The following is a 20,365-nucleotide window of genomic DNA, read 5'->3' on the forward strand; positions in this document are numbered from 1 at the left end:
CCATTATTGACTAAAAGACTTCTTTCAATAATTGATAGAATTTAAAATATAGGTCGTGAAGAAGCGAATAGATGAGTTGGATCTGATGGTGTATAAAGCCGTGAGTTTCATCTACCACTTTTAAATCAAATTCATGCTCTAAATGTGCTTGATGTACATGGATACCAAACTCCTCTTCCTCTTGAGGATCACTTCTTTTTATTATGCAAATCCCTGAATCATAAAAAATGATATCTTCCTGCTTGCAGATCCCAAAGCTGACTAAACAATCACAAAAAAACGTCCTGATTTGTTCAGTAAAGTTACTTAAATTTCTGATTACAACGAATTTATCATTCATTTCAACAACAGGATAGCTTGGATCATTTTCGCAAATGTACACATAATCATTTTTAAAATTTTCGTAGAGATTTAATTCAGCAAAACATTTTAGCCGACCTTTCGCGGCTCGAATTTTATCAATAGGAAGCGTTAAATCGGATTCGATGACTGCGGAGAAATCTTCAATTGCCAGTTGATAGCTTTCCAATTCGAAATATGCATGACCCCTGTCAACGAGTACGTAAAAATGGTCTTTATCCAAAACACCATCAAAGGAAGATAAGGCTTGCGTATAGCTGTCAATAGCCTCTGTATACTGTTTATTTCCCATAAAAGAAGTGGCCTGAATCCATTTCTCTAAGGGATCAGAAGAAGGATTCTCAGCAAAAAGAAAACAGTTAAAAATCAGAAAATAACATAGAAAAATTGTTCTCATTTCGACCTGGGGATTTGCTAGAAGTAAAAATTTAATTTACCGAAAAATCATTTTAGGAAAATGAAAAGAAAAAATTCAAGTTTTTTAAATTGTATGTTGTTCTTTAGAGCTTTCATCAAAACATAAAGAATATCTTTTTAAAGCTAAGGATGCCTCTTGATTCTTTATACTCAAATTGCAGCACATCAACTTTCATCATCCTTTCATTAATTTAGCTTTTCCTGATTCCAAAATCTCGCTACAAAGATCCGAAAGTGATTATGGTTTAACTTCTGAGTTTTCCATGAAAAGCTGAGACCACGTATTTTGAACCATTCTTAATTGGCTCTCATCTAGGGCTGGAGATGGATTTGGTTCTTGGCAAAATTCATAAGCCCAATTTGTCATCCACGGCTGTAGTGTGTCAGAAGAAAAACCAATGACATGATCATGAAGGTGCGATTGTGTCTGCCCACTTTTGCGACCGATTTTAGTGACTACAACAACCTCTGGACATACAAAATAATTATTAACGATAGAACACATTTTAGAAAAACACGAATATTTATCTAAAATTTCTTCAGGACTACTTGCAGAAATGGTTGTAATATGCCTTTTTGGAATGATCATCAGATGATGTTCAGGCTCTGTATATGGTTTTGAATTAGAAATGATATGATTGAAGGGGGTTTCTAAAACATCTTGTTTCTGAATAACTTTTGGATTGCAAAAGGCACAACTACTCGAAAGTGAAATACTAGAAAACCATTCTTTATTCCACACAAGATGACATTCCCCTTTGCGCTGGCTAATTTCCTCTTTAAGCAACAGAAATGCTTCATAAGTCTTTGTGACTTTGTAAGTCGCTTCTCGTAAGGGAAGAGGTTGTGGAGAACCTGATAAAATTCCATTTGCGACTACGATAACTTTTTTAATCTGGTCTGATGTTAATAAAATCTTTTCCTTTTTACCATATAGAGCAAAAGGCATTAGGCGTACATGATGCTCAAAGTTAAGTTCGTCCGTTTTAGCAGAGCGCTCTGTAGGCAAAAGATAGGAAACAACTCTTTCTTCGCAAAGAGGCATGCAACGCATAAAATCTCCACAACCAAAAGCTTCAAGAAAAACTCTTTCCATCTTACCAACGGTCGTTTCAAGTTCCAACTTTTCTTCGTCAGAGAGTTGCCCAATGACAACCTTTCGCTTTATGGTAGCAGCTAAAAGCCCATCTCTATTCTCTAGTAGAGTCAGCGATCCTTCCCATAATATTGAAAAAATTTCAGTATTCACACTGTCAATATCATGTATTTGCATAGAACCTTTGCCGTATTATTGCATGCCATAACTAGAGAATAAATTTAATGGACCGGAATTTAGCGAAATCTTGAGATATAATCAACTCTATAAAATCACTTATTGAGTAAGCCTTGAGAGTGTCTTTTCGAACCAATTACGATTTTTTAAAAACCTCGACTCTCTTTTTTTTCGCCTGATTATATTTTCTGTGTACAAATGCATTGCAGAGCCTACTTGAACAAATTTATTTGCATCGACAGTTAGCAAAAATGACTTCCCGCTTGCTCCCATCAACATCTACCCACAAACCTTTACCGCTTCGTTTATCTTTAATAAAATTCCCTTCGAATTTTGTCCCATCAGCATAAGTCAATATTCCATACCCATTCCGCTTATCATTTCGGTACATTCCTTCAAATTTGCTCCCATCGAAAAAAAAGTCAATACACCTCGACCATTCCGTTTATCATTTTTAAATTCCCCTTCATATTTATCTCCGTTAGGGAAAACCCATGATCCGTGACCATTACGCTCATCATTTTTCCAGAGACCTTTAAATTCACCTATCTTTTCAAAAGTCCATGTCCCGTAACCACTGCGTTGACCCTCTTTCCAATCTCTATCATCTTTTGTATCTTCCTTGATAAAGGTCCATATTCCATAACCATTCCACTCCCCTTTATATTTTTCCCCATTAGCGAAAGTCATTATCCCTTGACCTTCCCGCTCATTCACTCTCCATTTACCCTCATATTTCTTTCCATCTGCATACGTGAATGCCCCGTGATCATTCCACCCATCTTCTTCCCATTTGCCTTCGTATTTATCCCCGTTAACAAAAAACATTGTTCCTTACTCCACTCACCTTCGTATCGATCTCCATTAGCGTAAACCATTGTACCCTCACTCCTAGGCCTGTCGAATTTCCACTTACCTTCATATTTATTCCCGCTAACAAAAAACATTTTTCCGTGACCTTCGAGATATGATCAAAAGAATTAGAAAAAATTGCCGAAAAAGACCGTGTTTACGTAGATGAAAGCGGTATAAACAAGTATTTTACGAGAGAATATGCGAGAGCATCGAGAGGAAAGCAAATCTTTGGAGCTATTTCAGGTTTAAGATATGCTAGAGAAAGTTTTATAGCCGCAAAAATAGAATCTCGTATTTTAGCTCCCTTTTGTTACAAAGGCACATGTGATACACGACTGTTTAATCTATGGTTAAAAGATTTTCTAATTCCAGAGCTTAAGACTGGCCAAGTTGTGATTATGGATAATGCAACTTTTCATAAATCAGAAGAGTCACGAAAACTGATAGAAAAAGCTGGTTGTAGAATCTTATTTCTTCCTGCTTATTCACCAGATTTAAATCCAATCGAGATCTTTTGGGCAAACTTTAAAAAAATGGTTCGTTCAAACCTTGAGAAGGTTAAGAATTTAGCGGAAGCTATTGATTATTCTTTTTTGACTGCTCTAAATTTTGGATAAAAATCAAATTTAAATCACTATACATAGATCTGAGCCCTGATCAAAAATAAGGACAAAATCGCAAGAGATAAATTTTTTAATCTTCTCGAGAACTTTAAACGGCTTCTGTAAATTAAGAGAATTAAAATTCCAGAAACTTACTAATGACCGTGTTGAATAAAAATCAATAAAGGGATTAGGCTCAACAAAGCAAAAAGAGAGGGGCTTTTCCCCAAAAGGGTATAAGCAAGCGCATTGTTTTTGAAAATGTATGAAAAAGTTTTTTTAACTCTTCATAGCCATCATCCCCTAATTCAGACCTAATCATTTCTATTTTTTGAAAATCACCATAAGCAAAATTTTTACTTAGTGTATTCATGAAAAAAATTAAAAGAATAATGAATGTTTTATTTAAAAGCATTTGAATTTTTAAAAGCGGTCACATTGTTTGAATGTCTCTTCAGTAAGCTTTGAAAGGGTTTTTTCGAACCAATCAGGGCTTTTGTAAATTTCGATTACTTTTTTTTCCATCTGATTATACTTCTCCCGTAAAGCAATGGTTTCGGGATGAGAGTTGTCTACAGCAAAATTTACAGATTGAACGACTAGCAATCTTTCATCTCGATCTCGAAAAGCCTGAGACTTTATAGTCTCTTCTCGAAGTGTTTTTTGAATACCGGAGTAAACTCCCTCTGATCCAGACACAAATTCTTCGACGAATATGATTGAATTATGCGTACCATATCCCAGTAGTATACCCGTTATTAAATGATTTTCATTGGAAGGAAAATTAATCTCTTTCTTTTCTAACTTTTCGATAAATTCATCCGCCGTTATTCTTTGTTTCAAAGTCGTTTGTATCAGATTTAAATTTTCGTTAAAAACTTTTGTAAATTCAGGTTTATTTATCAGAATGAATAAACCTGAGTCCTTATCAAGAATAAGGGCAAAATTAGAGGAAATGAATTTTTTAATTTTTTCAAGGGCTCTAAAGGGTTTTTGCAAGTTAAGCGAATTAAAATTCCAGAAACTCACTATCGAGCGAGTTGAATAAAAATCAATAAAGAGATTAGAGCCGATAGAACAAAAAGAAAGCGGTTTTTCTCCAAAAAGAGTATATGCGAGTTCATTATTTTTGAAAATAAAAGCAAATGTTTTTTTTAACTCGTTAAAATCATCGTCCCCCATTTCAGATTTAATCGTTTCTATTGCTTTGAAATTCCCAAAAGCAAGATTTTTGCTTAGAAGCTCTATGAAAAGAATTAAAAGAAAAATGACTGTTTTATTTAAATGCATTTGAATTTTTCAAAAATGGCCACATTTTTTAATATGGCCTATAATTAAGCTACTTTTTTATTATCTTGTGAGGACATAGTCCCGATTGTTTTTGGGGATTATACCATCTTTTACATATGCCGCATCTTACGTCAACGCTAAAACCTTCTCTAAGATCTACAAAAAGACCATCATTGTCAAAACCAATATTTTCAACTTCCATTACATTGCCTTCAATGTCCACAAATATGCCATTCTGTGTCAAAGTTACATATTCTGGTTGAATGTATAATCTAGTATTTAAGTTGTTGTCATGTTCTTCTGCGAACCCGTTTATTGCAAGTGTAATCAAAAAAATTACCATAATACAGATATTTTTTTTCATCAGTAGCCTCCTTAAAGATTTTTTCCTAGCAGAAGGTAGCAAAATGCAAAAAATTAATCTACAAAAAAACAACTTAAAAATAAAAATTTATTTCTACGCCATTCTTTTTCAGATATACGGAGAGATTTTTCCATGAAATATAATGTCTTGCTAAAGACTTCTATGATGATCAAGCAAACGCGTTTATTCTTAATATAGACCAAAGCTTTGAAAATGAATCGCACAAGCTTGAAGGGTTATTTTTAGCCATAATGCTTTGCACTATTCATCTGAAAATCACGTTCCCCAATTCAATAAAGCAAATAAAGGTGCAGGATAGCATGATAGAAGGACTAGTACAGTGCACGAAATAACACCGACAGCTGCTGCAGGCCAGGAATATAAAGGTGAGACGTTTTCTGATGGGGCTTCTGAAAGCATCATCGCAATGATTCTTAAATAGTAATAGGCTGACAAAATGGTGGTCAGAAGTCCGACAATAATCAAACCATAGTAACCTGCCTGAAAAGCTACTTTAAATACATAAAATTTCGCAAAAAATCCAACCGTTGGCGGAATGCCACCGAGCGTTAAAAGACACACAATAAAAATTCCTGCCAATACCGGTGAACGTTTAAATAAGCCGTGCAAATCTTGCATGACGACCCCTTCACTTCGCTCATCCAAAAAAGCAAGTACAGCAAAACAACCTAAAGTGGCGATGACATAAACGACCAAATAAAATAGCAATGCAGGCAACGCTTCAGGTGTTCCTGCTGCTAAAGGGATGAGCAAAAATCCTGCGTGTGAAATTCCTGAGTACGCAAAAAAGCGACGCAATTGCGTTTGGCGCAATGCCAAAAAGTTCGCATAGATCAGTGTCAGATAGGCTAACCAAGCAATTCCCTCATTCCAAACCGGATCAAACTGGGGCAAAACGCCAAAAAAGAGGCGTACGAAAGCAGCAAAAGCTCCTGCTTTAGTTCCTACTGCCATAAAGGCGGTCACAGGCGTAGAGGCTCCTTCATAAACATCGGGAGCCCAGACATGAAAAGGAACAATCGCGGCCTTAAAGGCGATCCCCATGGTTACCAAAGCGATACCACTTAGAAATAAGGTTTTATCTGTAACAGAATGAAGTCCTTGGTAACCTGATAATAAGGCATTAAAATGTGTTGTACCCGTAGCACCATAAATTAACGCAATTCCATAAAGCAGGATGGCTGCTGCAATGGATCCCATTAAAAAATACTTAACCGCCGCTTCTTGCGAAATCGACCATTTTTTCATGTAACAGCATAAAATATAAAGCGCGATGGAAAGAGTTTCCAATCCCAAAAATAGCACTAAGAAATCCACAGCAGTGGCAATTAAGATCAATCCAAAAATAGAGGAAATTAGTAAAAAGTAAAATTCCCCTCTTGAGGCTTCAAACCGTTGAAAAAATGTCGAAGATAGGCAAGCCACACCCAAGCCAATACACAAAAATAATGCTGTAAAGTAGCGTCCAATGGCATCAAACTGCAACCAAGGAGACAACATGGGATGTTCAACAGGAGGAGAATTAAAGGTAGCCCAAAGAGCGACTAAAATTACCGCTAAAGTCACATAAAAAGCTCCTTTTCTGGATACCACTTCAGAAAAACTCTCAATCAGAATGAGTAAAAGAGCCCCTATTAATAGGATCACTAGCGGGCTGATAGAAGCAAAGTCAGCAAAATGCAGCACCGTATTCATTGAGTCTCCTGCGGTTCGGTGAGTGCGGAAATATGTGAAATGGATTCAATTTGTTTCAATACGGGCTCAGGATAAAGACCAATCCATAAGATCAAAGCAATCAAAGGAAACACGATCATAAATTCCTTTCCTCGCACATCACTCCAGATCTGTTTAAGCTGAGTGGGATTTTCAAAGTAGACTTTTTGCATGAATCGAAGCATATAAATAACAGATAAAATCACGGTCAAACCCAAAAATCCAGCCAACCAAGGATTTTTACTGAACAACCCAAAAAGAATGAGCAACTCTCCGATGAAGTTATTAGTGCCTGGTAGAGCCACGGATGACAATACAAAAATCATCGTAATCCAGCAAAGATGGGGAAAGTACTTCGCTAATCCACTTGTTTCAAGCATAGAAGTCGTTCCTAATCTTTCTTCTAACCACCCGATCACCAGAAAAAGACCTGCAATCGTCAAGCCATGGTTTAAGGCTTGCAAAATGGCACCAGACTGAGAAGCTTGGTTCCAGATAAACAGACCTGCCAAAATAAAATTGACATGGGAAAGACTTGAATAAGCAATTAAGCGTTTAAAATCTTTTTGACGCCAAGCGGCTAATCCCCCATAGAACACGCCGGCTATGGCAAATCCTAATAACCACGGATTCCATTTCTGCATAATTAGCGGAAATAATCCATAACTAATGCGTAGAATGCCATAAATCCCTGCTTTTGAAAGTAGAGAGGAAAGCAGAATGGTTCCCGGTGTGGAGGCTTGACAGTAAGCATCAGGCAACCAGGCGTGAAATGGAAACAGAGGTGTTTTGACTGAGAATGCTAAAAGAAAAACAGCACAAAGCCAGGGAGTATACGAAATATGTGAGGTTATTTTAGCAAGAGCATCCAGATTAAAAGTGCCCATACCACTTGTGGCTGAACTAAAATAAAGGGCAAGAACAGCTAAGACCATCAAAACGGAACCAGCAATCATGTAAATTAAAAACTTAAGTGCGGCCGATTGTCGCTGAGCTCCTCCCCACAAATTAATAATGAAGTAGAGAGGAATCAGCATGCCTTCCCAAAAAATTGTAAAAAGAGCTAAGTCCCTCGCGGTAAAAAATCCAATCAAAAGTCCTTGTAGAATTAACACAAGGGCATAAAAGGTACGAGGAAATGACAAAGCATCCCAAGCAGATAAGATCGCTATGGGGATGATGATCGCCGTTAAATAAAGGAAGAGCAATGACAGCGAATCCACATGCAAGTAAAACTCAATCGATAGAGGATGCAGCCAAGGTAGCTGAACAGAGGATCCATTCAAATTCGCATGATGGTACAGTAATATTCCTAACGGCAAAAGACTGAATAAAAAAGCGATTCCTTTTAAAAATTTTCCTGATCCTCTTGGCATAATGATCATCAAAATGGCAGCCAAAAATGGAATCAAAAACAACCATAGTAACGTTTGCATGATATCCTTCAAAATCCTAAGTAAAAAATCAAAATGACCATTCCCATAGCCATCCATGCCACGTATGAGCGAATCTGCCCGCTTTGAATTTTCTGTAAATAACCAGCACCCCTTTGCACACCATGACTTAAAATTTTTATCGAGTCATCAAATAAACGGGGTTCAAAAAAGCTTGTAATTGATTGTGCCAAAGCTTTTAAAGGTCTTATAATCCCTTTTTCATAAATGGTATCGACATAAAAGGCTTTACTAAGCAAAGGAAGAGGGCCTTTTAGATCATCTGTATAGCGTGTGTAAGCAATGACTGCCGCACAAACAGCTAAAATCCCTCCTATAATGGATAGCCATGTCTCAGGAGAGAAGAAAATATTTTCTTCCAACACTTTATCTTCCATGCTAGGATCGTGCCCTGCCAAGAAATATTCCAGTGGGGTTTGTTCACCAATTCCAAATCCTAGGAATCCCCCTACAATTGATAAAAAAGCCAGCAAAGCGACTGGCAAAATCATGACTCGAGGAACCTCATTGATTGTCTTTAAGATCTTTTCTTCAATGTGCATTTTTCCTATGAAGGTTAGACAATAGGCGCGTGTTAAGTAAAAGGCTGTTAAAAGCGAAGTCAATAATCCAATGTAAAATAGCTTTTTAAAGCCTGCGAGGTACTCTTCTTCAAGGATCAAATCCTTACTGAAGAATGCGGAAAAAGGAGGGATACCGGACAAAGCCAATACACCAATTAAAAAAAGAATATTGGTTTTAGGTAAAAACTTGTACAACCCGCCCATCTTGCGCATGTCTGTATTCCCTTCCATCGCATGCACAACGTTACCAGCGGAAAGGAAAAGGAGTGCTTTCACAAAGGCATGTGTGGTTAAGTGAAACATGGCCGCATAGAAGGCCCCAACACCACAAGCTAAAAACATATAACCCAATTGACTCACCGTCGAATAAGCTAAAACTCGTTTAAGATCGGTTTGTCCCAATGCACATAATGCAGCAAACAATGCTGTAGCCGCTCCTACATATCCTACAAAATGCATGGTATCAGGCGTTGCTAAAAAAACATATCGCATCCTGACAACGAGATATACACCCGCAGTCACCATTGTCGCCGCATGGATAAGGGCCGAAACTGGAGTAGGGCCTTCCATCGCATCTGGCAACCACACGTGTAAAGGAAGTTGCGCTGATTTCCCGACCGCTCCCACAAAATATAAAAGGGTCAAAACAGATAGGATAGGTGCCCCAACCAAAAAGCCTTGTGAAACTCGCTGAGAAATTTCTGTAATGTCACTTGTCCCAAAAAGATAGAATGTTAATAGAAGTCCAAGTAATAAACCTAAATCTCCAATGCGATTCACTACAAAAGCTTTTGTTGCTGCCGCCGCTGCTGCCGAACTTTCGTACCAAAACCCAATCAAAAGATAAGAAGCCAGTCCAACTCCTTCCCAACCAACAAACAAAAGCAGTAGATTTGCAGCTAAGACTAACAATAACATGGCGAATACGAAAAAGTTTAAGCAGGCAAAGTACCGCGCATAATCTTTATCGTGGCCCATATATCCAATCGAATAGAGATGAATGAGGAATCCAACCCCCGTAATAATTAAAGTCATCAACAGCGAAATAGAATCAATGTGCAAAGAAAAATCGGCTTTAATTTTTGCTGTTGAAATCCATTGGTATAGCTCTAAATTAAACGGTTTCAAATCTGTTTGTAGGTAGTGGTAAACAACACCTGAAAAACAAAGAAACGAAATAAATAGGGTTGTGCAAGCAATCACACCGGTCAAACGTCTTCCAATAAAATCGGAGGAAAACATAAGTGTTAAGAAACCTGCAAGTGGTAAAAAAAGTCCGATCAAAATGGCATATGGCATTTTATCCTCTCAACACATTGAATTGATCCACATCCACCACCTGTTTTGTACGAAACAAGTTAATCATAATGGCAAGCCCCACAGCCGCTTCAGCAGCAGCTACAACCAAGACAAAGAAAACCCAAACTAATCCGATTTCGTTTCCCCAATGATAGGCAAAGGCTACGAAAAGCAAGTTGGCAGCATTGAGCATTAATTCGATGGATAGAATAAAAATCAGTGCGTTCCGCCGAGCCAATACACCAATGATTCCAATCGAAAACATGGCCAAGCTGATAAAAATGATCAGCAATATATCCATTAATCCCCCTTCCTTGCAATAAACACCGCTCCAATGACTGCAATCAAAAATAGCAAAGTGACAGCTTCAAAAGGAAAAAAGAAATCCGCATAAAGCGCTTTTCCAAGTGTTTCAACCGTTCCGAACTCTTCTGATGGTCCATTCGATGTCTTAAGGTTATAAAAGCGTTCGCTGAGAAATAACATCGTGAATAAGAATAACCCTCCGGCTGCAAACAATAAAGGAGGTGAACTTTTTGCTTTGAAAAGTGCAATTTTTTCGTGAGCATCCTGAAAAAGGACAATCACAAACATAAAAATGACTAAAATAGCACCAGCATACACCAAAACCTGCATGACAGCAATAAATTGGGCAGAAAGCTGCTGATACAATCCTGCTAAAGCCAATAATGTCATTAAAAATGAAAGGCTTGCATAAATGGGCTTGCGAGATGAAATCACACCAAGAGACGATAAAATCAAAATGGTACCAAAAACCCATTCTGCTGTATTTGGGAGTCCAGACATAACCAATTAAATCTCCCTTTTTGGATCGCGCCCTGAATCACCCGGATTTTTCTCCGTCAACATATCTTTTGTGTAGATAAGAGATTCACGTGTATACCCAGATAACTCGTACTGATTTCCCAAAACGATCGCCCCCGTCGGACAAGCTTCTTCACAATAACCACAAAAAATACAACGAAGCATGTTGATTTGAAAATCTGAAGCATAACGTTCGCCATGCGAATGTTCATTCTTTGGCTCATTTTCAGATGGCTTGACATAGATGGCTTGGGCTGGACAGACGATGGCACACAATTCACAACCAACACATCGCTCTTTACCATCTTCCCATTTCGTTAGGTAGTGGCGCCCACGTGAGCGCTCCGGTAGTTTGCGTTTTTCTTCAGGATACTGAATCGTGACCGGTTTAATAAACATATGCTTAAGCACAATAAATAAACCACGCAACATCGATAGAACTTGTTTGAACGTCTCTTTCATTTTACACCAAAATAAAGTATGCGGTTACCAGCAAGTTCAGGGTGGCAATTGGAATCAATATTTTCCAACCAAAACTCATCAATTGATCATAGCGAAAACGGGGCAACGTAGCTCTTACCCACATAAACAAGAAAACAAAGAAAGCCACCTTCAAGCAAAACCAGATAATCGGAATATTCCCCGGCCCGTGCCAGCCCCCCAAAAAGAGAGTCACTGCTATTGAGGAAACAGCCAAAATATTGATATATTCTCCCAAAAAGAAAATAGCAAATTTCATTCCCCCATATTCTGTATGGTAACCCGCGGTCAATTCTTGCTCAGCTTCAGGTAAGTCAAAAGGGGCCCGATTGGTTTCGGCAAATCCTGTAATTAGATAGACCAAAAAGCTAATGGGATTTGTCCAAAAAAACCAATGTTGCCTCTGGGCTTCCACAATTTCGGCAAGATTCAACGTCCCGGCAGCCAAAACAACCGTCAAAAGTGACAATCCCATCGGAATTTCATAGCTGATCATTTGAGCCGTTCCACGCAATCCGCCTAGCAAAGAATAACGGTTATTGGATGCCCAACCAGACAACACAACCCCATAAACCGCTAAAGAAGAAAAGGCGAGCAAAAACACAATCCCGGCATTCACGTTGGCAATTTGCAAAGTAACCTCTCTTCCCCACAAATGGACCGTTCCGCCAAAGGGAATGAGCACAAAAATAAATAATGCCGTAAAGAGAGAAATACCTGGCGCAAACCAATAGGTGAACGTTTCAGCTCCGGCGGGTTTAAATCCTTCCTTACAAAGTAGTTTTATTCCATCCGCAATCGGCTGTAACAATCCCAGTGGTCCCACACGATCAGGTCCAATACGCAGCTGAAGGCGAGCCAATATGATGCGCTCCAAAAAAGTCATGTAAGCTGCAGCGCCCATCAAAGCGAGAATAACAACTAAGCCCTTTATTAAAACTTCAACAGCATCCACCCACATGATTACACTTCTTTATTTATTTCGACGATCAAGCCATTTAATAAATTTAAATCTAGCTCTTGAACGGCAACTTGGGGAAACCCAAGCGGTAATACAGCCGTTTTTTCGGCAACCTTTCGGTCTAATTTTATATGTCCGACAATGACATTTCCTTGTCTAGAAACTCTGACCTTATCTCCATCCATGAATCCCCGTTTTTGTCCCTCCAGGGGATTAATCCGAATAAAAGGCTCTTTTGCTAAATGCATGACGTGCGGATTATGTTTCATCCGATTTCCTCGATCGAACAGGGCATAGACAAATGTCGCATAAAATGCATCCGTAGGAAGTGGATTTAATAGCGAAACCCCATTGACGTGTAGATTTGTATTTCTCGGAAGAGACAACATTTTCGATTGAATTTTTTCGACAATATTGACATCCAATGAAAGCGCCAGACCTAAATGTTGCCCAATTAAATTAAAAATCTGACCATCCGCATAGATATCAATAGGAACTTGTTTGCCTGGATGCAGCTTTTGAACACGCCCTTCGATATTCACAAAGCTGCCTTCTTTTTCTACAAAAGATAATGTAGGCAAAACAACATCTGCCTGCAAAGCTGTTTCTGTAAGGAAAAGATCTTGCACGACGAGGAACTTCAATTGATTTCGGCAAGCTTTCCAAAGCTTGGAAGGGAATTTAAGCACAGGATCAGCCCCAACCACATAAAGAAAATCCCAGCCACTTTGAGCTGCTTTCTCTAAAACCTGATTGGCATTCATTCCTGGTTTTTCAATGATCTCATCAAAAGGACCACTATCAGGACGCATGCCAGCTAATCGGGCGCCCATGCTATTTCCCCTTCCTTCCATCACATGCAGAGCACACGCCTGTCTTTGTTTACGTATTTGTGCGAGCTGGGATAACAGCTGAGCTCTGTTGGACATATCCAAATACTGCTTTCCTACAAAGATGGCCCCTTTACCCTTTTCTGCCATTCCATCAATGAAGTCATTGGCTTGTTTAATCATTTCAAGCTCTTGCCCAGGTGGATGAACGACGACATGTGCTAATTGTGCTGACATTTCAGGAGCATAATGTCCAAAATAATGCACAATTGCACCCTTGTTAAGAGCTTGCTTTAACCTTAACCATATCACCGGAAACTCTTCAGTCAGATCAAGACCGAAAATGACCGCATAAGCCAACTCTTCACATTCTCCAATCGTCCCTTCCATCCCTGGTGCGATTCCCTCATCTTTTTCATCGATGATTGGCATACCAATCCGATGATCGAGATGATTAACTGCCGCACCTTCACGCATCAATTTTTGCAGTAAATAATTTTCCTCTAAGGTTAGAGGATTCCCTCCCCACGCAGCTAGTCTCCCTTGCGGTTTTGCCTCGCGAATCTTTTCAGCAATCAGACTGAAAGCTTGATCCCAAGTTGCAGGCTCGAGCTTATCATTAATCCGAATCATAGGAGTCTGCAAACGATTGCGGTGTGCCGTAAATTCATACCCAAACCATCCCTTATCGCATAGCCAAATGTCATTTACAGGAGGATTCTCATGCGATCGCATCCGCATGATTTCTCCATCGCGCGAATCAATGGTCGTACTACATCCTACAGGACAAAGTGTACAAGTGCTATTCGTGGGATCGTTATCCCATGGACGGGCCCTAAAACGATAAACTTGACTCGTCAATGCTCCGACAGGACAGATTTGAATCGTATTGCCAATAAATTTTGATTGTGCGGGACCATTATCTGGTGTGCCCACTTCCGTGCGATACCCTCGGTTCACAAACTCTAGAGCATGATCTCCTGCCACAATTTCTCCAAAACGCGTGCAACGCGCACAAGTAATACACCTTTCACGATCTAGCATGAGTACATGGCCTAAGGGCAAGGGTTTTTTAAAGCGTCGCTTGTCTTCAAAAAATTGACTTTCTCCCGGACCAAACTTTAAAGCCTGATCTTGCAAAGGACACTCACCACCCCGATCGCAAATGGGACAGTCAAGTGGATGATTAATTAATAAAAATTCAAGAATCACTTTTCGCCCATCGACTGCTGGATCTGATTGTGTGCGGACGACCATCCCTTCCGTCGCTTCTAATGTACATGAGGTTTGAAGCTTAGCCATTTTTTCAACTTCCACTAAACATACACGACAAGCTCCAAATGGAGGCATCCGATCTTGATAGCAGAAAATGGGGATTTCAATGCCTAGTTGCTTAACAGCATGGTAAACAGTCGTCCCTTTTGGAACAGTGACTGCTTGCCCATCAATAGTTAAGTTAATCATGGTTGTTTCTACAGACTTTTGCACAAGCTACCTATACATATGGATATGCTATTTTCATTTCTGGTTTGCGATCGGCTTGCGGATTGCCCCGGATATACACTTCAAATTCATTTTTAAACTCACGCATCGCACTTACAATCGGAGGTGCAGCCCCTACAGCAAGAGGACAAAAAGATTCTACTTCCATGTGTTGGCAAACTTGTTCGATTTTCTTCAAATCCCATATGGTTCCTTTTCCAGCCTCTATTCTTTCTAACATCTGCACTACCCAGCGCGTTCCTTCTCGACAAGGCGTACACTTTCCACAAGATTCATTTTGATAGAACTGCATAAGCCGATGAGCAACCTTGACCATATCCGCAGTATCGTCCATCACAATAATAGAAGCTGTACCTAAAGCGGACTTTCTAGCTGCTAAGGCTTCAAAATCCATTGTAATGTCTAGATCGCGCTCTGTTAAGAGCGCACAAGAAGACCCACCGGGATAACATGCTTTGAAACGACGTCCTGGAAGCATCCCTCCAGCTGCCTCTAAAACCTCTCTCAAAGATGTTCCTAGAGGAAATTCAAAACAACCGGGCTTCTGAACTTGCCCACTCACTTGAAAGATTTTCGTTCCCGTATTTTTTGGTTTGCCAATGCTTTTATACCATTCAACGCCCCGATTCACGATGTGCACAACATTCGACAATGTTTCCACGTTGTTGATGATCGTTGGCTTACCATAAAGTCCTTCTACAGCAGGAAATGGGGGCTTAAGACGGGGAGTTGCACGATATCCTTCTAGAGAATTCAACAAAGCTGTTTCCTCTCCAGCAATATAAGCACCCGCTCCTGGGTGGACGATAATTTCGAGGGAAACTTGTGAACCTAAAATTGAATTTCCCAAATAACCTTTTTGTTTAGCATCTTGAACGGCCTTTTCTAAGTGTCTGATTCCCTCGTAAAATTCTCCTCGACAATAGATAAATGCTAATTTGGCTCCAATCGCATAGCTAGCTAAAATGATCCCTTCAATGACTTGATGCGGATCATTCTCGATGAGTAAGCGATCTTTAAAAGTACCCGGTTCGCTTTCGTCACTATTACACACTAAATATTTAGGAATTTGAGGATTTTTCGGTACAAAACCCCACTTCATTCCCGTTAGAAAACCTGCACCACCTCTTCCTCTTAGCTCAGATTGCTTCACTAAGTCGATTAATGCATCCGGTTGCATGTGTGGAATGGCCTTTCGAATGGCTTGATAACCTCCATTTCGCTCATACGTTTCAATGAGATGCTGATTTGGTTCATCTACATGAGCCATGAGCACGCGCATTTCAGGCATGATAGCCCTCCAAAATTTGTACCGGCGAAGGATGTCCCGGGCTCTTTTTTGCTTCCTCAAGGATATGCTCAACATCTTGTTCTGAGATAGGACCAACCACTTTGTCGTCGACTAGCACCATTGGGGCACGATCGCAAGCGGCTAAACATTCCGATGGGATCACCGTAAATTCTCCATCCGCTGTTGTCTCATGAGGCTCTACATTGAGCCTATGGCAAATCTTTTTAAGCACACCATCTGCTCCTCGCAACATGCAAGAAAGATTTTTGCACACGTGAATCAAGTGCTTTCCAACAGGTTGATCAAAAAACATATCGTAAAAAGTAACGACAGCGTTCACCTCGTTAGAATCAATATCGAATAACTCAGCGACCTCATTTTGAATATCGCGAGGGAGATATCCTATTTCTGCTTGAGCTAGATGAAGAGCAGGAATTAATGCCGAACGTTTATTCGGATAACGTTTTTGCAATTCTATAATAGACTTTCTCGTTTCTTCCGTTAACATTAGCGATCTACGTCTCCTAAAATTGGATCTACACTAGCAATTGCCACCACCACATCAGATAAAAAATGGCCTGGTAATACCCTTTGCAATACTTCAATATGTGGAAATGAAGGTGAACGCACCCTGACTCGATAGGGTCGATGCGATCCATCACTGACAAGGTAATAACCAAGTTCACCTCTAGCAGATTCTACGCATTGATATAACTCTCCTGGAGGAGCTTTAATTCCTTCGCTTACCAGTTTAAATTGGTGAATGACGGCTTCCATACTTCTGACAAGTTCATGTCGAGGAGGTAAAGCAACCTTACGATCATTTGTGATCACCGGGCCGGGCTTTAAGCGATTAAGGCCCTGCTCAACGAGACGTAGACTCTGTAACATCTCTTCCATCCGAACTAAATAGCGCGCATAAGAATCCCCTTCAGGGTGTGTCGGAATATCAAAATCATAACTGTCGTAATTTAAGTAGGGATAAACTTTACGAATATCATAAGGAACTCCCGATCCTCTAATGACCGGACCTGTGCACATATATTTTTTACATAACTCTTCATCAATGACTGCGACGCCTTTGAGACGCTCGCACCACACATAGTTTTCTGTTAAGAGATTATCTAAGTCTTTCCACGCTTTAGGAAATTCTTTTAAAAAGGTACGCGCATGTTCTTCAAAAGTAGGATTAAGATCTCGTGCAATGCCTCCAATTCTCCAAAAAGAAGGAAACATACGGGCCCCAGACAATTCTTCAAATAAATCAAGAATTTTTTCCCGCTCAATAAAACAGTACATATATACAGACGACATGTTGAGCTCTAATGCGCTCGTTCCAACCCACAACAAATGGCTTCCAATTCTGGACAACTCGAGGATGATCAAACGGATAATCTGTGCACGTTCGGGAACTTCGACATGCATAAGCCTTTCTACAGCACCTGCAAAAGCTTGTTCTTCGGCAGGTCCTGACAAATAATCGAGGCGGTCAATGAGAGTAAAAACCTGATGATAAGTCCGTGTTTCACATTCTTTTTCAACACCTGTATGAAGATATCCAATCACAGGCTCAGCTGAAACCACAATTTCCCCATCCAGGCGTAGTTTAATACGGAGAACTCCGTGTGTAGAAGGGTGTTGAGGCCCTAAATTAAGCTCTAATATATCCCCGGATAATCCGAGTTGATCAAGATTTTTGCTTGCTTTCGTCATAAGAAATAATCTGTGAAGGTATCTTAGGTTCTACACCATGTTTAAATTGAACAGGTTGTTCTGTTAATGGATAATCGCGTCGTAAAGGATGTCCTTTCCAATCGTCGGGCATTAAGATTCGTTTCAGATCTGGATGCCCCTCAATCGGAACACCGAATAAATCAAATAATTCCCTTTCGTACCATGCGGCTCCATCCCAAAGGCATGTTACAGAAGGAATAGGCTCTTCTCTTTCCACAAACACAATGACTCGAATTCTTTCAAAGTTTTTAGGATTATGTAACCAATAAACCACTTTTGTGTAAGGAGTTGGGTCCACATAGTCAACGCCTGTCAAATCCATCAACACTTCATAGTCGTGTTTTAAATAACTTAACACCTTGATTAGATTTTCCTTTTGGACCTCTAGAGTAGTCTCTCCCAAAAACTGTTTTTGCGCTAAAATAGCTTCAGGACAGTGATTCTTTAAGTTTTCAATAGCTTCAGCGGCATGCATGTCCATCTCGAATTTTATTTTGCAAAAGGATTAAACCATCAATTAATGCTTCAGGACGTGGAGGACAACCTGCCACATACACATCAACAGGTACGATTTGATCGACACCTGGAATGACGGCATAATTATTATAAACTCCACCTGTGGATGCACAATCTCCCATAGCAATGACCCATTTGGGTTCAAGCATTTGCTCATAAATTGTTCTTAGAACAGGCGCCATTTTTTGACTTACACGTCCTGCTACAATCATCACATCACTCTGTCTAGGAGATGCTCGAAAAACCTCCATTCCAAAACGCGCCATATCATAACGACTAGCTGCTGCCGACATCATTTCAATCGCACAGCATGCAAGCCCAAATTGAGCTGGCCAAAGTGAATTTGATCGAGCCCAATCAATCAGTTTTTGTAGAGGTGCCACGATAAAGGGAATTGATTCTTGTTGTGTTACTGCCATTGCAATCCTTTTTTACGCCATACATAGGCAAATCCAACTAAAAGAACGACTATAAAAAATGCCATTTCATAAAAAGCAAAACGGCCCATTTGCTTAGCGACTACAGCCCATGGATACAAGAAAATAACCTCGATATCAAAAACCAAGAAAATAAGCGCTACCAAGTAATGACGAAGAGGGAAGCGCTCTTGCAGCAAATGAGCTTCTGTTTGAATGCCCGATTCATAGGGCATAAACTTAGCGGGAGATGTCTTCTTTGATGGAAAAAGAGCAGACAAGCTTAAAGTTGCCAGTGTGACAAAGAAAACTAAACCAAAATAGACATATACAGGAAAGTAATCGGACACAATGTCTCCTTGTTTTAAGATTGCTTTGACTTCAAAAAATCTTGAAGAAATCTTTTTCCAAACGATATTCCCTCATATCAACAATTTCTTTATGGTGTCAACATTTATTTAGACTTTAAGACATAAGAAAAAAAGAAGATAAGAAATAAAATATTTTTCTAAAGTAACATCCTTCGAGATACCTAGAACAGATTAATCTTATCAATTAAAGCTCTGACCATACCCATGTCACGTCTTGTATGATGGAAGACAATTCTTGGAAGATCTAAAAATTCATCTTCTTCCGGAAAAGGCCCTCTCTGTTCAATTTTTCCCGACTGCACCAACGCAGAGAATTTTTTATTTAATTCTTCAACATACTCCTCCGAGATTGGGGTCAGCATGCGAATAACGAAGAAATCTTGAACATATCGACTTGAATGATAACGCTTATAAAATTGAAGAACATGTGCCACAGCATCATCCACAGATGTTGTGATAAAATATAAGTGCATATCTTCTTGGCTAATGAGATGGGGTTCTAAGAGATGGTCTCTAACATAAAACTCCCAAAATTTCCAATATTCTCCACCTGGTGCTTCAATCAAAACGATGGGAATAATATTTGCTTTACCCGTTTGGATAAGTGTTAAGCATTCGAACAGCTCATCGAGTGTTCCAAATCCCCCTGGAAAAGCGGATAAAGCATCCGAATGGCTCATAAACATCAATTTGCGCGTAAAAAAATACCGAAAACTGATCAGTTTCGGATCTCCCTCAATCACGGAGTTTGCCCCACTTTCGAAAGGAAGCTGAATAGATAACCCAAACGAGGATCCTCTTTCTGCGCCTTCTAGACCTGCTTTCATAATGCCATTAGCTGCACCTGTCATGCACATCCACCCCTGTTTTGAAAGCTCACTACTAAACGCTTTAGCTGCCTGATAATTGGGATTTGTCTCAGGGGTACGAGCCGACCCAAAGATGCTAATGCGCCGTTTCCCCGGATATTGATTAAAAACCCGATAAGCATAACGCATCTCTTTAAAAGTTCGCGTGATCAACTTTAACTTGCCTCGATCAAATCCTTCATGCAGAAGTTTCAAGCTGTTTTGAATTTGTTGTATAATGAGACTAGAATCTAAAGTCTCAGGATCGACATCACATAATTTTAGTAAGTGATTGATTTCTTCGAGAATTTCAGGTGAATTGACATCAATTTTAGCCATGTATCGAATTCTCCGATCGGTTTAGCATGAAGGATCTACT

22 protein-coding genes and 1 pseudogene are annotated in these 20,365 nt (G+C 39.6%); 1 reads left to right on the forward strand and 22 read right to left on the reverse strand.

Annotation, left to right across the window (positions count from 1 at the left end; translation table 11 throughout):
• Window positions 1-10: 10 nt before the first annotated feature.
• The 5 genes and pseudogenes from AB7E63_RS03280 to AB7E63_RS03300 all read right to left on the reverse strand — a co-directional run.
• A complete protein-coding gene (locus tag AB7E63_RS03280) occupies window positions 11-757 on the reverse strand; it encodes a tetratricopeptide repeat protein (RefSeq protein ID WP_428418717.1) in 747 nt (248 codons plus the stop codon).
• Between the two features lie 258 nt (window positions 758-1,015).
• Window positions 1,016-2,050, reverse strand: coding sequence for an HIT domain-containing protein (locus AB7E63_RS03285; RefSeq protein ID WP_006342104.1), 1,035 nt, complete (start codon window positions 2,048-2,050; stop codon window positions 1,016-1,018).
• Window positions 2,051-2,276: 226 nt separating this feature from the next.
• Complete coding sequence (locus AB7E63_RS03290; RefSeq protein WP_006342105.1) at window positions 2,277-2,441, reverse strand: hypothetical protein; 165 nt, start codon at window positions 2,439-2,441, stop codon at window positions 2,277-2,279.
• Complete coding sequence (locus AB7E63_RS03295; protein WP_006342106.1) at window positions 2,402-2,878, reverse strand: hypothetical protein; 477 nt, start codon at window positions 2,876-2,878, stop codon at window positions 2,402-2,404. The genes AB7E63_RS03290 and AB7E63_RS03295 overlap by 40 nt, the downstream gene beginning before the upstream one ends.
• Before the next feature lie 32 nt (window positions 2,879-2,910).
• Window positions 2,911-2,997 (reverse strand): annotated as a pseudogene (locus AB7E63_RS03300) (hypothetical protein); the annotation flags it as partial.
• A 42-nt stretch (window positions 2,998-3,039) separates the two neighbouring features.
• Between AB7E63_RS03300 and AB7E63_RS03305 the strand changes: the two are divergent.
• Window positions 3,040-3,522 (forward strand): IS630 family transposase, encoded by a 483-nt coding sequence (locus AB7E63_RS03305; protein WP_036746453.1) that lies wholly within the window; start codon window positions 3,040-3,042, stop codon window positions 3,520-3,522.
• A gap of 408 nt (window positions 3,523-3,930) precedes the next feature.
• On the opposite strand, the gene AB7E63_RS03310 is transcribed toward AB7E63_RS03305, so the two are convergent.
• The 17 genes from AB7E63_RS03310 to AB7E63_RS03390 all read right to left on the reverse strand — a co-directional run bounded on the left by AB7E63_RS03310 (window position 3,931) and on the right by AB7E63_RS03390 (window position 20,325).
• Window positions 3,931-4,797 (reverse strand): hypothetical protein, encoded by an 867-nt coding sequence (locus AB7E63_RS03310; RefSeq protein ID WP_006342109.1) that lies wholly within the window; start codon window positions 4,795-4,797, stop codon window positions 3,931-3,933.
• A 49-nt stretch (window positions 4,798-4,846) separates the two neighbouring features.
• Window positions 4,847-5,161, reverse strand: a complete 315-nt coding sequence (locus AB7E63_RS03315; RefSeq protein WP_036746455.1) for a hypothetical protein — start codon at window positions 5,159-5,161, stop codon at window positions 4,847-4,849.
• Between the two features lie 276 nt (window positions 5,162-5,437).
• Window positions 5,438-6,877, reverse strand: a complete 1,440-nt coding sequence (locus AB7E63_RS03320; protein ID WP_006342111.1) for an NADH-quinone oxidoreductase subunit N — start codon at window positions 6,875-6,877, stop codon at window positions 5,438-5,440.
• Window positions 6,874-8,331, reverse strand: a complete 1,458-nt coding sequence (locus AB7E63_RS03325) for a complex I subunit 4 family protein (RefSeq protein WP_036746459.1) — start codon at window positions 8,329-8,331, stop codon at window positions 6,874-6,876. Before AB7E63_RS03325 ends, AB7E63_RS03320 begins: the two co-directional genes overlap by 4 nt.
• 8 nt (window positions 8,332-8,339) lie before the next feature.
• On the reverse strand, window positions 8,340-10,211 hold the full coding sequence (nuoL, locus tag AB7E63_RS03330) for an NADH-quinone oxidoreductase subunit L (protein ID WP_006342113.1): 1,872 nt from the start codon (window positions 10,209-10,211) through the stop codon (window positions 8,340-8,342).
• Between the two features lies 1 nt (window position 10,212).
• Entirely contained in the window at window positions 10,213-10,512 is a 300-nt protein-coding gene (gene nuoK / locus AB7E63_RS03335) for an NADH-quinone oxidoreductase subunit NuoK (RefSeq protein ID WP_006342114.1), read from the reverse strand.
• Window positions 10,512-11,018 carry an NADH-quinone oxidoreductase subunit J family protein gene (locus tag AB7E63_RS03340; RefSeq protein WP_006342115.1) on the reverse strand — a complete coding sequence of 169 codons (507 nt, stop codon included), beginning with the start codon at window positions 11,016-11,018 and terminating at the stop codon, window positions 10,512-10,514. Before AB7E63_RS03340 ends, nuoK begins: the two co-directional genes overlap by 1 nt.
• A 6-nt stretch (window positions 11,019-11,024) precedes the next feature.
• The gene (gene nuoI, locus AB7E63_RS03345; RefSeq protein WP_006342116.1) at window positions 11,025-11,498 is read right to left on the reverse strand and encodes an NADH-quinone oxidoreductase subunit NuoI; all 474 of its coding nucleotides are present in this window, start codon (window positions 11,496-11,498) and stop codon (window positions 11,025-11,027) included.
• Between the two features lies 1 nt (window position 11,499).
• A complete protein-coding gene (gene nuoH / locus AB7E63_RS03350; RefSeq protein ID WP_006342117.1) occupies window positions 11,500-12,477 on the reverse strand; it encodes an NADH-quinone oxidoreductase subunit NuoH in 978 nt (325 codons plus the stop codon).
• Between the two features lie 2 nt (window positions 12,478-12,479).
• Complete coding sequence (gene nuoG / locus AB7E63_RS03355; protein ID WP_006342118.1) at window positions 12,480-14,795, reverse strand: NADH-quinone oxidoreductase subunit NuoG; 2,316 nt, start codon at window positions 14,793-14,795, stop codon at window positions 12,480-12,482.
• A gap of 7 nt (window positions 14,796-14,802) precedes the next feature.
• The gene (nuoF, locus tag AB7E63_RS03360) at window positions 14,803-16,101 is read right to left on the reverse strand and encodes an NADH-quinone oxidoreductase subunit NuoF (protein WP_006342119.1); all 1,299 of its coding nucleotides are present in this window, start codon (window positions 16,099-16,101) and stop codon (window positions 14,803-14,805) included.
• Window positions 16,094-16,609: an NADH-quinone oxidoreductase subunit NuoE gene (gene nuoE, locus AB7E63_RS03365; protein ID WP_006342120.1), complete on the reverse strand. Its 516-nt coding sequence runs from the start codon at window positions 16,607-16,609 to the stop codon at window positions 16,094-16,096. The genes nuoF and nuoE overlap by 8 nt, the downstream gene beginning before the upstream one ends.
• Entirely contained in the window at window positions 16,609-17,814 is a 1,206-nt protein-coding gene (locus AB7E63_RS03370; protein WP_006342121.1) for an NADH-quinone oxidoreductase subunit D, read from the reverse strand. Before AB7E63_RS03370 ends, nuoE begins: the two co-directional genes overlap by 1 nt.
• The gene (locus AB7E63_RS03375) at window positions 17,789-18,310 is read right to left on the reverse strand and encodes an NADH-quinone oxidoreductase subunit C (protein WP_006342122.1); all 522 of its coding nucleotides are present in this window, start codon (window positions 18,308-18,310) and stop codon (window positions 17,789-17,791) included. Before AB7E63_RS03375 ends, AB7E63_RS03370 begins: the two co-directional genes overlap by 26 nt.
• The gene (locus AB7E63_RS03380) at window positions 18,297-18,770 is read right to left on the reverse strand and encodes an NADH-quinone oxidoreductase subunit B (RefSeq protein WP_006342123.1); all 474 of its coding nucleotides are present in this window, start codon (window positions 18,768-18,770) and stop codon (window positions 18,297-18,299) included. The genes AB7E63_RS03375 and AB7E63_RS03380 overlap by 14 nt, the downstream gene beginning before the upstream one ends.
• Complete coding sequence (locus AB7E63_RS03385) at window positions 18,761-19,117, reverse strand: NADH-quinone oxidoreductase subunit A (protein ID WP_006342124.1); 357 nt, start codon at window positions 19,115-19,117, stop codon at window positions 18,761-18,763. Before AB7E63_RS03385 ends, AB7E63_RS03380 begins: the two co-directional genes overlap by 10 nt.
• 182 nt (window positions 19,118-19,299) lie before the next feature.
• A complete protein-coding gene (locus AB7E63_RS03390) occupies window positions 19,300-20,325 on the reverse strand; it encodes an LOG family protein (protein ID WP_006342125.1) in 1,026 nt (341 codons plus the stop codon).
• Window positions 20,326-20,365 lie beyond the last annotated feature (40 nt).

The organism is Parachlamydia sp. (genome assembly GCF_050255895.1).
GTDB classification, from domain to species: Bacteria; Chlamydiota; Chlamydiia; order Chlamydiales; family Parachlamydiaceae; genus Parachlamydia; species Parachlamydia acanthamoebae.